The 12737-nt window shown below is 68.0% G+C and carries 16 protein-coding genes; 9 read left to right on the top strand and 7 right to left on the bottom strand.

All coding sequences use genetic code 11. The features are described 5' to 3' along the window. Positions 1-58: 58 nt before the first annotated feature. Complete coding sequence (locus CA234_RS13750; RefSeq protein ID WP_126001974.1) at positions 59-460, top strand: YbaN family protein; 402 nt, start codon at positions 59-61, stop codon at positions 458-460. A 60-nt stretch (positions 461-520) separates the two neighbouring features. Here CA234_RS13750 and CA234_RS13745 read toward each other — a convergent pair whose 3' ends face one another. The 6 genes from CA234_RS13745 to hisB form a co-directional block, all read right to left on the bottom strand. Then, on the bottom strand, positions 521-868 hold the full coding sequence (locus CA234_RS13745; RefSeq protein WP_126001954.1) for a hypothetical protein: 348 nt from the start codon (positions 866-868) through the stop codon (positions 521-523). A gap of 170 nt (positions 869-1038) precedes the next feature. Then, the gene (gene hisF / locus CA234_RS13740) at positions 1039-1800 is read right to left on the bottom strand and encodes an imidazole glycerol phosphate synthase subunit HisF (protein WP_126001953.1); all 762 of its coding nucleotides are present in this window, start codon (positions 1798-1800) and stop codon (positions 1039-1041) included. Beyond that, on the bottom strand, positions 1797-2525 hold the full coding sequence (gene hisA, locus CA234_RS13735; protein ID WP_125974080.1) for a 1-(5-phosphoribosyl)-5-[(5-phosphoribosylamino)methylideneamino]imidazole-4-carboxamide isomerase: 729 nt from the start codon (positions 2523-2525) through the stop codon (positions 1797-1799). Before hisA ends, hisF begins: the two co-directional genes overlap by 4 nt. A gap of 7 nt (positions 2526-2532) precedes the next feature. Continuing rightward, a complete protein-coding gene (hisH, locus tag CA234_RS13730) occupies positions 2533-3135 on the bottom strand; it encodes an imidazole glycerol phosphate synthase subunit HisH (protein ID WP_125974078.1) in 603 nt (200 codons plus the stop codon). Then, positions 3132-3416, bottom strand: coding sequence for a YciI family protein (locus CA234_RS13725; RefSeq protein WP_125974076.1), 285 nt, complete (start codon positions 3414-3416; stop codon positions 3132-3134). Before CA234_RS13725 ends, hisH begins: the two co-directional genes overlap by 4 nt. Further along, entirely contained in the window at positions 3416-4003 is a 588-nt protein-coding gene (gene hisB / locus CA234_RS13720) for an imidazoleglycerol-phosphate dehydratase HisB (protein ID WP_116470859.1), read from the bottom strand. Before hisB ends, CA234_RS13725 begins: the two co-directional genes overlap by 1 nt. Positions 4004-4075: 72 nt before the next feature. On the opposite strand from hisB, the gene CA234_RS13715 reads away from it, so the two are divergent. Beyond that, positions 4076-4570 carry a ClpXP protease specificity-enhancing factor SspB gene (locus CA234_RS13715; RefSeq protein WP_125974074.1) on the top strand — a complete coding sequence of 165 codons (495 nt, stop codon included), beginning with the start codon at positions 4076-4078 and terminating at the stop codon, positions 4568-4570. Between the two features lie 361 nt (positions 4571-4931). Here CA234_RS13715 and radC read toward each other — a convergent pair whose 3' ends face one another. Further along, positions 4932-5615, bottom strand: a complete 684-nt coding sequence (gene radC / locus CA234_RS13710; protein ID WP_125974072.1) for a DNA repair protein RadC — start codon at positions 5613-5615, stop codon at positions 4932-4934. A 296-nt stretch (positions 5616-5911) separates the two neighbouring features. Here radC and CA234_RS13705 point away from each other — a divergent pair, with 296 nt between their 5' ends. The 7 genes from CA234_RS13705 to CA234_RS13675 all read left to right on the top strand — a co-directional run bounded on the left by CA234_RS13705 (position 5912) and on the right by CA234_RS13675 (position 12642). Then, positions 5912-6196, top strand: a complete 285-nt coding sequence (locus CA234_RS13705) for an AtpZ/AtpI family protein (protein WP_126001952.1) — start codon at positions 5912-5914, stop codon at positions 6194-6196. Positions 6197-6216: 20 nt separating this feature from the next. Then, the gene (locus CA234_RS13700) at positions 6217-6975 is read left to right on the top strand and encodes a F0F1 ATP synthase subunit A (protein WP_206431199.1); all 759 of its coding nucleotides are present in this window, start codon (positions 6217-6219) and stop codon (positions 6973-6975) included. A 69-nt stretch (positions 6976-7044) separates the two neighbouring features. Continuing rightward, positions 7045-7257: a F0F1 ATP synthase subunit C gene (locus tag CA234_RS13695; RefSeq protein ID WP_010544368.1), complete on the top strand. Its 213-nt coding sequence runs from the start codon at positions 7045-7047 to the stop codon at positions 7255-7257. A gap of 21 nt (positions 7258-7278) precedes the next feature. Beyond that, entirely contained in the window at positions 7279-7773 is a 495-nt protein-coding gene (locus CA234_RS13690) for an ATPase (RefSeq protein ID WP_125974067.1), read from the top strand. Further along, a complete protein-coding gene (locus CA234_RS13685) occupies positions 7766-8320 on the top strand; it encodes a hypothetical protein (protein WP_126001951.1) in 555 nt (184 codons plus the stop codon). Before CA234_RS13690 ends, CA234_RS13685 begins: the two co-directional genes overlap by 8 nt. 36 nt (positions 8321-8356) lie before the next feature. Further along, positions 8357-8560 (top strand): hypothetical protein, encoded by a 204-nt coding sequence (locus CA234_RS13680; protein ID WP_126001950.1) that lies wholly within the window; start codon positions 8357-8359, stop codon positions 8558-8560. Between the two features lie 266 nt (positions 8561-8826). Beyond that, positions 8827-12642: an autotransporter outer membrane beta-barrel domain-containing protein gene (locus tag CA234_RS13675; RefSeq protein ID WP_126001949.1), complete on the top strand. Its 3816-nt coding sequence runs from the start codon at positions 8827-8829 to the stop codon at positions 12640-12642. Positions 12643-12737: the final 95 nt, after the last annotated feature.

The following is a 12737-nucleotide window of genomic DNA, read 5'->3' as shown; positions in this document are numbered from 1 at the left end:
TTGCGGGGCTTCCCCTATGGTAGCTGCGAGTGATTCGCGGCAGCAGGGCAGGATGACGATGGTGCAGGAACGCGAATCGGGGGCAGGGCACGAGCGGCTCTCACGACCCTTGTGGCTGGTGCTGGGTTTCGTGTTCGTCGCGCTTGGCTTCATCGGCGCGATGCTGCCGCTGCTGCCGACGACGATCTTCCTGATCCTAGCCGCCGGCTGCTTCGCCCGCTCCTCGCCGCGGCTGGAGGCCTGGCTGCTCGACCATCCGCGATTCGGGCCCACGCTGGTCGCCTGGCGCGAACAGGGCGCGATCTCGCGCAAGGGCAAGGCGATGGCCTGCGCGGGCATGGCGCTCGGCTACGGCCTGTTCGCCTGGGGCGCACGGCCGGGGCCCTGGCTGGCGGTCGGGGTAGCGGCGGCGATGCTGGGGTGCGCGTGGTATGTGCTCAGCCGGCCGACGGCGGTGTAGAGCAAGTGCCGTAGCCACGGTCCAAAGGGCGGGTAGTGGCCAGAGTTGCCTCAGCTTCTTTTATCGTGCGTTATCCGTTACGCTAAAGAAATTTGGCCCCTCGCGCCCTTTTTCCGGATTGCTTTGCATAGAGAGTACGCGCCTAAATCGAAAGCTTCCGTAATAGGTGTCGCCGTCCGTTGCATAGACGTAATATCGGACATTCGGCGTCAGCTTCTTCGCGGGCGTAGAACCCGTGGCATCTCCCGGCGTTGCGCCATATTTTAGAGGAAAGTTGCTGCGACAGTCTGAATGTTTCAGGGGTTTGTCGAAGCTCCACATGAGATCGCCCGTTTCACTGGTAACCTCAAAGTGATTGAGGCAACCGGAATTACGGTCTTTTACGCTGAAGATGATTTCGCCGCCCACGAAATCAACATCTATCGGATATGCATAGCTGCAACCCGCCAGGGCTAACAGGAAGAGTGTGCTCAGCCCAAGAAAGACGGGATGGGCTGAGGATGCTATCCGGCTCACAACCAGAACTTAGCAGCAGACAGGCGAGCTGCAACTGGCGCTTCGCCGGTCGGCAGCCAAAACTACCCCCTTACCGGTATCCCCGCTGCCGCCAGCGCGGCATGCGCCTCGGCGATGGTCGCCTGGCCGAAGTGGAAGATCGACGCCGCGAGCACCGCCGAGGCATGGCCGTCGCGGATGCCCGCGACCAGATCGTCCAGCCCGCCGACGCCGCCCGAGGCGACCACCGGCACCGTCACCTGGTCGGCGATGGTGCGGATCAGCGCCAGGTCATAGCCGTCGCGGGTGCCGTCGCGGTCCATCGAGGTGACGAGCAACTCGCCTGCGCCCAGTTCGGCGAGGCGCAGCGCATGCTCGACCGCGTCGATGCCGGTGGCGCGGCGGCCGCCATGGGTGAACACTTCCCAGCGCCCGTCGCCGGTCCGCCGCGCGTCGACCGAGGCGACGACGCACTGGCTGCCCATGCGGTCGGCGATTTCCGCCACCACTTCCGGTCGCGACACTGCGGCGCTGTTCACCGCGACCTTGTCGGCGCCGGCCAGCAGCAGCGCGCGGGCATCCTCGACGCTGCGCACGCCGCCGCCGACGGTGAGCGGCATGAAGCACACCTCGGCGGTGCGGCGCACCACGTCGAGGATCGTGCCGCGCGCCTCGTGGCTGGCGGTGATGTCGAGGAAGCACAGCTCGTCGGCGCCCGCGGCGTCATAGGCGCGGGCCTGCTCGACCGGATCGCCGGCGTCGCGCAGCTCGACGAAGTTGACGCCCTTGACCACGCGGCCGTTCGCCACGTCGAGGCAGGGGATGACGCGGGCGCGGACGGTCATCGCCCCGCCTCGATCGCCTCGGCGAGGTCGAGCCGGCCGTCATAGAGCGCGCGGCCCGAGATCACGCCTTCGATGCCGTCGTCGACATGGGTGCGCAGCGCATGGATGTCGTGGATGTCGGTGACGCCGCCGCTGGCGATCACCGGGATCGACACGGCGCGGGCGAGCGCCACGGTCGCCTCGACATTGCAGCCCTTGAGCAGTCCGTCGCGGCCGACATCGGTGAAGAGCAGCGCGGCGACGCCCGCGTCCTCGAAGCGGCGGGCGAGATCGACGACGCTCACGTCCGACACATCGGCCCAGCCATGCGTCGCGACCATGCCGTCGCGGGCGTCCACCGCGACGACGATCTGGCCGGGATGCGCGCGGGCGGCTTCGCGGACGAGGTCCGGGTTCTCCAGCGCGGCGGTGCCGATCACGACGCGGGTCACGCCCATGTCGAGCCAGCGGCTGATCGATTCATGGTTCCGGATGCCGCCGCCGAGCTGCACCTTGCTCGGCGTCCGGGCGAGGATGTTGGCCACCGCGAGGCCATTGACCGATTCGCCCGCGAACGCGCCGTCGAGGTCGACGACGTGCAGCCACTCGGCGCCGGCCTCGGCGAACAGCGCTGCCTGGGCGGCGGGGTCGTCGCCATAGACGGTGGCGCGCGCCATGTCGCCTTCGGCCAGGCGGACGACCTGGCCGGCCTTGAGATCGATGGCGGGGAAGATGTGCAGGGTCATGGGGATCTTAGGGCTTCCAGGCGAGGAATCGTTCGAGCAGCGCGATGCCGTAGCGCTGGCTCTTCTCGGGGTGGAACTGCAGGCCGACGATGTTGTCGCGGCCGATCGCGGCGGTCACCGGGCCGCCATGCTCGGTGGTCGCGAGCACCGCGTCGCCGTCAAACGCGAAGCTGTGGAGGAAATAGGCCTCGCCGCGCTCGATCAGCGGGTGGTCGGCCACCGGCACCACGTCGTTCCAGCCCATGTGCGGGACGCGCAGCTCGGGGCTCGCGGGCAGCTGGCGGACGGTGCCGGGGATCCAGCCAAGCCCGGCATGGCTGCCGAGCTCCTCGCCAGTCGTCGCGAGCAGCTGCATGCCGACGCACACGCCGAGGAACGGCACCGCATCGCGCAGCACGCGGGTCTCCAGCGCCTCGATCATGCCCGGCAGCGCGCGCAGGCCCGAGGCGCAGGCGCCGAACGCGCCGACGCCGGGCAGCACCACCCGGTCCGCGCCCAGCACCACCGCCGGGTCCGCGGTCACCGCGATGTCGGCAGCACCCGCCGCCTTCAGCGCATTGTGCACCGAATGGAGGTTGCCCGCGCCGTAATCGATCAGCGCGACCGTCACTGGCCGAGCGCTTCCAGCCCCGGTGCGAGGATGCTCGGGGCGACTTCGATGAACGCATATTCGGCCGCGCCTGCCGTCGCGAAGGGATCGCCCGCCGCCCAGGCCTGCACTTCTTCGAGCGACCCGCGCGCCATGAAGAAGCCGCCGGTCACCGGCACCTTGCGGCCCGCGACCAGCAGCCGCCCGTCGGCGACGCCCTGCTTGAGCCAGTCGACATGCGCCGGGCGCAGCGCGTCGATCTCCGAAATGTCCACCTTGTAGGTCAGCAGCACGAGGATCATCACAGCACTCCCTTGGTCGACGGGATGGCATCCGCCTTGCGCGGATCGATCTCCACCGCCTCGCGCAGCGCACGGGCCAGGCCCTTGAACGCGGCTTCGGCGATATGGTGGTTGTTGCTGCCGTACAAAGTCTCGACGTGCAGCGTCAGCCCTGCGGTCTGGGCGAAGCTGTGGAACCAATGCTCGAACATCTCGGTGTCCATCTCGCCGAGCTTCTTCTGCGAGAATTCGGTCTTCCACACGAGATAGGGGCGGCCGGAAATGTCGATCGCGACGCGGGTCAGCGTCTCGTCCATCGGCGAGAGCGCGTCGGCATAGCGGCGGATGCCCTTCTTGTCGCCCAGCGCCTTGGCGATCGCCTCGCCGATCGCCAGCCCGGTGTCCTCCACCGTGTGGTGCTGGTCGATATGGAGGTCGCCCACGGTCTTGACGTCCATGTCGATCAGCGAGTGGCGGCTCAGCTGCTCGAGCATGTGATCGAAGAATCCGATGCCCGTATGGATGGTATAGACGCCGGTGCCGTCGAGGTTGACGGTGACGTCGATCGAGGTTTCGCTGGTCTTCCGGCGGATCGTCGCGGTGCGCATGAGGGTGCACATAACGCTGATAGCGACGCATGCAATCTTGACCCGATATTTTCAGCCGCTACCCAAGGGAGCATGAACGGCACCGTGCCCGATAGTTTGATTCCGTATGACGAGATCGTGCAGGAAGCCCTGCGCGCCGTGGTGGGCCGTGTGCTCGGCTCGGTGGCGCAGTCGGGCGGCCTGCCGGGCGCGCATCATTTCTACATCACCTTCAAGACGCAGGCGCCCGGGGTCGACATCCCGCAGCGGCTGATGGAGCGGTTCCCGGACGAGATGACCATCGTCCTCCAGCACCGCTACTGGGACCTGACGGTGGACGACCGGAAATTCTCGGTGGGGCTCAGCTTCAACCAGATCCCGTCGATCCTGACGATCCCGTTCGCGGCGATCACCGGCTTCCACGATCCGGCGGTGAATTTCGAGCTGCGCTTCCAGGCGACCGAAGGCCCCGAGGGCCCCGAACCGCACGAGCATGACGACGCCGAGAATGACGGCGACGGCCCGGTGGCCAAGCCCGCCGAGGACGGCTCGAACGTCGTGTCGGTGGACTTCAAGCGGAAGAAGTAAGGGCGGGAGCCCATAGCGTTTCCTCCCCCGCCAGGGAGAGGTGGCGCCGAAGGCGACGGAGGGGGGGGCGGAACCTCTCGGACCGTCGTGCTTCCTCCCCCTCCGACCCGCTGGCGCGGGCCACCTCCCCCTGGCGGGGAGAGCAATCGCATATGGCCAAGGACTCCCGTCATCCCGGCGGAAGCCGGGATCCATTGGCGCTGATGCCACGGTTCTTTCCCCCAGCGCACAGGGCAATGGATCCCGGCTTCCGCCGGGATGACGATGGTTTTCGATGTACCGATATCCTTCGGGTTCAAATGCGATAGCCCTGCCCGCCAGGGGGAGGATACACTCTGCCCTTGAGCGTCTTCCGACTCCCCTAAATCAGCCCCTTCGCCCTTAGGCTGGCATGGCCTTCGCTGCCGATGATGATGTGGTCGTGCACCACGATGCCGAGCGGCTTGCCCGCCTCGGCCACCCTGCGCGTCACGTCGATGTCGGCGCGGCTCGGGCTCGGGTCGCCCGAAGGGTGGTTGTGGACCAGGATCAGCGCCGCCGAGCCCAGGTGCAGCGCGCGGGCGATCACCTGGCGGACGTAGAGCGGCGCCTCGTCGATCGAGCCTTCGTTCATCAGCTCGTCGCGGATCAGCATGTTGCGGGTGTTGAGGTGTAATACGCGCACCCGCTCGATCGCATGCGGGGCCATATCGGCGCGCAGATAGTCGAGCAGCGCCTGCCAGTTGGCCAGCACCGGCTGTTCGCGCACCCGCGCCTGGAGCAGCCGCAGCGCGGCGGCGTGCACCGCCTTGAGTGCGGCGATCTGGGTGTCCTTGACGCCCTCGATCCGCAGCATCGCCTCGGCATCGGCGGCGAGCAGCCCGGGCAGGCCGCCGAACTCCTTGAGCAGCGTCTTGGCGAGCGGCTTGGTGTCCTTGCGCGGGATGGTCAGCGCCAGCAGATATTCGACCAGTTCGTGATCGAGCAGCGCCTCCGGCCCGCCCTCGAACAGGCGTTTGCGCAGGCGCGCGCGGTGGCCGCTGTTGTCGGGAGCCTCGTCGGACATCGCCGCGACTATGCAGGGACGGGGGAAGCCCTGCAATCCGCCGGAACGAATAGGGCGCCCCTGCATCGCTCGCACGGCAACCTGTTGCACCGCAACGGAGGTAATTGGCGGATTTCTGCGGCTGCGAAGACCGCGCTGGCGCATGAATCGGCAATGAAGCGCAGCATGCTGCAACGGTTGACTCGGTCGATTGGTCTTCCTAAAGCGCCCGTACGTCGCGGCCATCGGCTGGCGATGTTGTTTGTCGCCCGCCCGATGCGCGGCGGCTTTTTCATATCTGGATCGCCGTGCTCGCTTTGTCTGACGACCCTATCCGTTCCGACCTCGACCGTCGCATCGCCGATGCGAAGGCGGCGGTGCGCGAGGGCCAGACGCCGGTGCGCAAGCCCGGAAAGGGCTATAAGCAGGGCTCGCGGGTGCTCGCCGAACTGATCGGCGCACCGCTGGGCGGCGGGGTGATCGGCTTCGCGCTGGACAGCTGGCTGGGAACGAGCCCCTGGGGGCTCCTGATCCTGCTGGTGCTCAGCGTGATCGTGGCGTTTCGCAACATCTACAAGATTTCGAAGGAGCGCGCAGAGTGAGCGCCGGCAAAATCGATCCGATGGAGCAGTTCAAGGTCGAGCCCGTACTGGGCCGGCATATCGACCTGTTCGGCTATGACATCTCCTTCACCAACTCGGCGCTGTTCATGTTCGTGGTCGCCGCGCTGCTGTTCCTCTTCATGGTGGGCGGCCTGCAGCGCAAGCTGATCCCGGGCAAGTGGCAGCTAATGGTGGAAGGCGCGGTCGGGTTCATCGACTCGATGGTCAACGTGAACATCGGCAAGGGCGGCAAGAAGTTCGCGCCGTACATCTTCTCGCTGTTCTTCTTCATCCTGTTCGCCAACCTGGTCGGCGTGCTGCCGCTGGCGGTGCTGCCGGGGCTGCACACCTTCGCGGTGACCAGCCACATCACCGTCACCGCGGTGCTCGCCTTCTTCTCGTTCGGCATCGTCCTCGCGGTCGGCCTGATCAAGCATGGCTTTAAGTTCTTCTCGCTGTTCGTGCCGCACGGCGCGCCGGGTTGGCTGATGCCGGTGATCATTCCGGTCGAGCTCGTCTCGTTCCTGGTGCGTCCGTTCTCGCTGGGCCTGCGACTGTTCGTCGCGATGACCGCCGGGCACATCCTGCTCGAAGTGTTCGGCAGCTTCGTCGTCCAGGGTTTCACCAGCGGCACGCCGCTGGGCGGGCTGGTCGGCGTGCTGAGCTTCGCGATGATCGTCGGCGTGAGCGCGCTTGAGCTGCTGGTCTGCGCGATCCAGGCCTATGTGTTCGCGCTGCTGACCTCGCTGTATCTCCACGACGCGGTGCACCTGCACTAAGTCGATCCGTTTCGAATTATCGTTTTTACCGAATTATCTAGGGAGCTAGAAATGACTGATCTTGGTGCAATGTACATCGGTGCCGGCCTCGCTGCGATCGGTATCGGCCTCGCCGCGCTCGGCGTGGGCAACGTGTTCGGTTCGTTCCTCGAAGGCGCGCTGCGCAACCCGGGTGCGGCGGACGGCCAGCAGGGTCGCCTGTTCATCGGTTTCGCCGCGTCGGAACTGCTGGGCCTGATCGCGTTCGTCGTCGCGATCCTGATCCTCTTCGTCGTCAAGTAAGCAGAACGGAGGCCTCGGCCGATGCCGCAGTTAGATCAGATCCCGGAGATCTACGCCTCGCAGGTCTTCTGGCTCGCGATCGTATTTGCCCTGATCTACTTCGGGATCGGCAAGGCGATGGTCCCGAAGATCGAGCGGACGATGGAAGATCGCTCCGCCCGCATCAGCGGCGACCTCGCGGCAGCCGAAGCGGCGCGCGACGCCGCCAAGGCTGCGGACGAGGCCTATCAGGCGGGGCTGGACGCTGCCCGTGCCGAGGCGCTGCGGGTGACCGCCGGCGCCAAGGCGCAGGCGGCGACCGCCGCCGAAGCCAAGCTCAAGGCCGCCACCGCGGCCGATGAAGCACGGCTGGCCGACGCGACCCGCTCGATCGCCGAGCGCGAGCAGGCGGCGATCGGCGAGATCGAAGCGGCGACCGTCGAGGCCGTCGAGGCGATCGTCGCCCGCGTCTCGGGCGTCGCGGTCGACCGCGCCAGCGTCGAACAGAAGGTAAAGGCGGCGCTTGCCCATGGCTGAACAAGCTCATTCCGTAAACGCCGAGGTCGGTACCGTGGAACTGCACCATGAGCCGGCGGTGTTCGGCGTGATCACCGCGCCCGGCTTCGTGGCGCTGTCCATGCTGGTCGTGGTGGTGATCCTCCTGGTCAACAAGGTGCCGGGCATGATCGGCGCCATGCTCGACAAGCAGATTTCCAAGATCCGCACCCAGCTCGACGAAGCGTCGAAGCTGCGCGCAGAGGCCGAGGCGATGCTCGCCGAGGCCAAGGCCCGCACCGCGTCCGCCGATGCGGACGCCAAGGCGGTGGTCGCCAACGCCCAGGCCGAAGCGGCTGCGATGCAGGCCAAGGCGGAGGCCGATGCGGCCGAGCTGATCGCCCGCCGCACCCGCATGGCCGAGGACAAGATCGCCGCCGCCGAGCGCACCGCGATCCAGTCGATCCGTGCCCGCGCCGCCGATGCCGCCACGACCGCCGCTGCCGCGGTGATCGCGGAAAAGCACGGCGCCGAGGCCGACAAGGCGCTGGTTGACAAGACCATCGCCGGGCTGGGCCGGCTCAACTGAGCTGGCCTGCCACGCCGCCCGTGCTAAGGGCGTGCGATGGCTGAACCCAAATCCTATCGCTGGCTGAGCGCCGGTGCCCTGGTGGCACTGGCGCTCGCTGCGTTTGTGGCCGTGGTCGCGCTGCGCCACGCGTCCGACGACCATAGCCGGGCGACCAATGTGAAGGTCCGCGCGGACCAGGCGATGCAGCGGATCGAAGCCGAGGTCGACCGGCTCGAGAACGAGGCCGCCGCACCCTGATTCTCCCGCGTCGCCTTCCAGCCGATCGCCCGCCGGCAGCTGCTCCCAACTGCCTCCGGTTTCGCGAAAATTACGGATCCATGACGGCGGCTTGCGCAAGTCTCCTATAAGGAAAGTGCGGGGCTTGCCGGGGCAATTCCACGACGATTCAACGGGCTATGGTCACCAGGCCGCAAATGCGGCGGGGGAGGACAGCTGCGCCCTGTGGCGGCGGGAAGGGTTTGGCGGGCGGCCGCACGGGACGTGCAGGTTAGCTTAGGGGCGTTATGCAGAAGATTGTCGAAGGTGCGCGGACGCAGGGCGTCGTCGCGCAGAAGGTTCGTGGTGTCCGCGGCATTCTCGCCGCATCGACCATGCTGGGGATGCCGGTTGCGGCCGCAGCGCTCGGGCTGCTCGCGCCAGCGGCGGCGCAGGCGCAGTCGACGATCCTCGCCGGGGATTACATCAAGGTCGGCATCAACGGCAGCATCGGCTCGCTGGGCTATGATGGCAACACCTCGCCTGGGATCCTGTACGATGGCTCGGGCTCGGGCACGTTCAACACGGCCTATGACTATCTGACGCCGGGCAGCCCGTTCGAAGGGTTCGTGGTCACGGCGAACGGCCTGGCACCGATCGTGAACAACAACGGCCAAGGCGCGGCGTTCACCGGCTCGCTCACCAGCTACAACGGCGTCGCCTATGGCGGCACCACCTATGACCAGCGCGCGGTGTGGACGGGTACCTATGGCAGCCTGTTCACCATCACGAACGACTATTTCTTCAACAAGACCAGCCAGCAGGTCGGCATCCGCACGACCATCACCGCGCTGAGCGACCTGACCGATCTCGCCTTCTCGCGGGCGCTCGATCCCGACGCGGTGGCGGCGGCCGGCGATAGCTCCATGACCAACAATTTCCGCGGGAACGGCACCGTTTCGGTGAACGATCTCGTCTATGCCGAGGCGCTGGTCTCGAAATATGCCATCGGGCTCTACACCATCTCGGCCTATACGCATAACTCGGCGGTGACGGGCTGGACGACCGACACGGCCTCCTATCTCGCCGGCACCGATGTCGGCAACGGCGACAACACGATCGGCCTGGGCTTTAGCCTCGGCTCGCTGCTCGCCGGCAATTCCGCGGTGATCGACTATTCCTACATCTTCGGAACCGACATCGGCAAGGCGCTCGCCAGCGCCGGCGGCGGCCGCGGCAACATCGCGACCGACGTGACCGCGGGCGATGTCGTCGCGGGCAACGTCAACCCGGTGCTCTCGGGCGGCAAGATCACCTTCGGGGCCGATCAGACGCTGGGCAACGACCTGACCATCGATCCCGCCGGCGGCACGATCGACACCACCACCGCCAATGCGACGCTGGCCGGCGTCATTTCGGGCGCGGGCGGCCTCACCAAGACCGGCACCGGCACGCTGACGCTGACCGGCGCGAACAGCTATACCGGCGGGACCACGGTGGCGGCGGGCAGGCTGGTGGGCGACACGGGCTCGCTGACCGGCAGCATCGTCAACGACGGCGCGGTGGAATTCGCGCAGGGAAGCGACGGCAGCTTCGGCGGCGCCGTCACCGGCACCGGCGCGCTGATCAAGAGCGGCACCGGCACGCTGACGCTGACCGGCGCGAACAGCTATACCGGCGGGACCACGGTGGCGGCGGGCAAGCTGGTGGGCGACACGGGCTCGCTGACCGGCAGCATCGTCAACGACGGCGCGGTGGAATTCGCGCAGGGAAGCGACGGCAGCTTCGGCGGCGCCGTCACCGGCACCGGCGCGCTGATCAAGAGCGGCACCGGCACGCTGACGCTGACCGGCGCGAACAGCTATACCGGCGGGACCACGGTGGCGGCGGGCAAGCTGGTGGGCGACACGGGCTCGCTGACCGGCAGCATCGTCAACGACGGCGCGGTGGAATTCGCGCAGGGAAGCGACGGCAGCTTCGGCGGCGCCGTCACCGGCACCGGCGCGCTGATCAAGAGCGGCACCGGCACGCTGACGCTGACCGGCGCGAACAGCTATACCGGCGGGACCACGGTGGAGGCGGGCAAGCTGGTGGGCGACACCAGCTCGCTGCAAGGCACGATCTTCAACAACGCCACGGTCGAGTTCGCCCAGGCGACTGCCGGTACCTTCGCCGGTACCCTCGCCGGCACCGGCTCGCTGGTGAAGTCGGGGGCGGGCACGCTCACCCTGGCGGGCACCGCGCAGCGCCTGACGCTCGACGTCACCCAGGGCAAGGTCATCGCGACCAGCCAGGCAGCGATCGGCAGCGACGGCGGCGCGATCAAGCTCGAGAACGCCGGCACGCTGGCGGCAGGCGCGAACCTCACCATTACCCAGGCGGTGCTGGTCGGCAACGGCGGCGGGGTGATCGATACCGGCGCGAGCACGGTGCGGCTCACCGGCGGCAGCATGGGCGGCAACTGCCTGATCAAGCAGGGCAGCGGCTTGCTGGTGCTGGCGTCCGACGCGAGCAACGCGATCGGCGCCTGTGTCGAGCAGGGCACGATGAGCTTCGATTCGACCTTCGCCGGCAACGTGTTCGTCGATGCGGTGGGTACCGCGCGCGGCAACGGCACCGTCCAGGGCAACATGCAGGTCTCCGGCACGCTGGCGCCGGGCAATTCGCCGGGCCGTCTGGTCGTGGCGGGCAGCGTCACCCAGGCGGCGGGCAGCACGCTCTCGATCGACGTCGACGGCACCACCGCAGGCGTCGGCGCAGGCCATTACGACACGCTGGTGCTCACCGGCGCGACGAGCGTGTACACCGCCGCCGGCACGCTGGCGCCGAAGCTGCGCGGCATCACCGGCGATGCCACCAACAGCTTCACGCCGACCGTGGGCCAGACGTTCGAGATCGTCACCGCCGAGGGCGGCGTGACCGGCAGCTTCGATGCGCTGACCCAGCCGAGCGCAGGCCTCGCCGCGAACACCCGCTTCGACGTGATCTATGGCAGCAAGGCGATCCTGCTGGCGGTGACGCCGGACAGCTATGCCCGCTACCTCGCCACCGGCGCAGGCTCGAACGCCGTCGCCGCGGCGACCGCGCTCGACGCGGCGCGTCCGGCGGCGGGCGTGCGCACCGCAGGGACCACGGGCGCGCTGTTCGCCAATCTCGCCACGCTGTCGGGCGGCGCGATCGGCACCAGCTTCCAGCAGCTCGCCGGCGGCCTCCATGCCGATGCCATCGAGGCGCAGTTCCAGGCCAACCAAGCGCTGCGCGACACCATGGTCCAGCGCGTCCGCAGCCGCGGCGGCGTGGCTGGCGAAGGCGCCCGCAAGACCGGCCTGTGGGGCGCGTTCAACGCCCAGCGGATCGACGTGGACGCCGACGCCACCGGCAACGGCTATCGCGCCACCAGCTATGGCTACACGCTCGGCGTCGACCATCAGGCGACCAACACCCTCGTGCTCGGCCTCGCCGCCAGCTACAAGGATGTCGACACCCGCGCCACCGCGCTCGGCACCGCCAAGGTCAAGGGCTATGGCGGCGCGCTCTACGGCGTGTGGAACAAGGGCCCGGACTATGTGACCGGTGTGATCGACTTCAACGTCGACGACTATACCGTCCGCCGCAACGTGCAGCTGGGCGGCGGTGTCGAGGCGCTGAAGGGCGACGGCAAGGGCTTCTCCTTCGGCGCGGACATCGAGGCGGGCCACCGCTTCGATCTGGGCGCGCTGGGCGTCACGCCGGTGGCGGGCATCGCCTATGACCGCGTCGAGCGGAACGCGTTCGGCGAGACCGGCGGCAGCGCCGCGCTGCGCTTCGATGGCGAGGGCCGTACCGGCTGGACCGGCCGCGCCGGCGCCCGCGTCGATGGCGCGGTGGGCAGCATGGTCCGTCCGTTCGTCTCGGCGATGGCGGTGCAGCAGCTGGGCGACAACCGCACGTCGCTGCAGGCCCGGCTGGTCGGCGCGCGGATCGATACCCGCTCGGTCTCGGTCGGCGACACCCAGCTCCGCGCCGAAGCGGGCCTGAGCGCCAACCTGACCGGCGGCGTCTCGGTGGACCTGCGCTACCGCTATACCGGCCTCGGCCATGCCGATGCGCATTCGGGCAACGCGGCGATCAGCCTGCGCTTCTGAGCGTCAAGGGGTTGAGAGGGGAAGGGGCCGGTGCGGGGAACGCGCCGGTCCTTTTCCTTTCCTGTTCCTGCGCGTGGCAATCCGCCGCCGCCGCG

The sequence above is a fragment of the Sphingomonas sp. ABOLE genome (assembly GCF_003950455.1).
GTDB lineage: Bacteria > Pseudomonadota > Alphaproteobacteria > Sphingomonadales > Sphingomonadaceae > Sphingomonas > Sphingomonas trueperi.
This window is presented reverse-complemented; position numbering and strand designations above follow the sequence as displayed.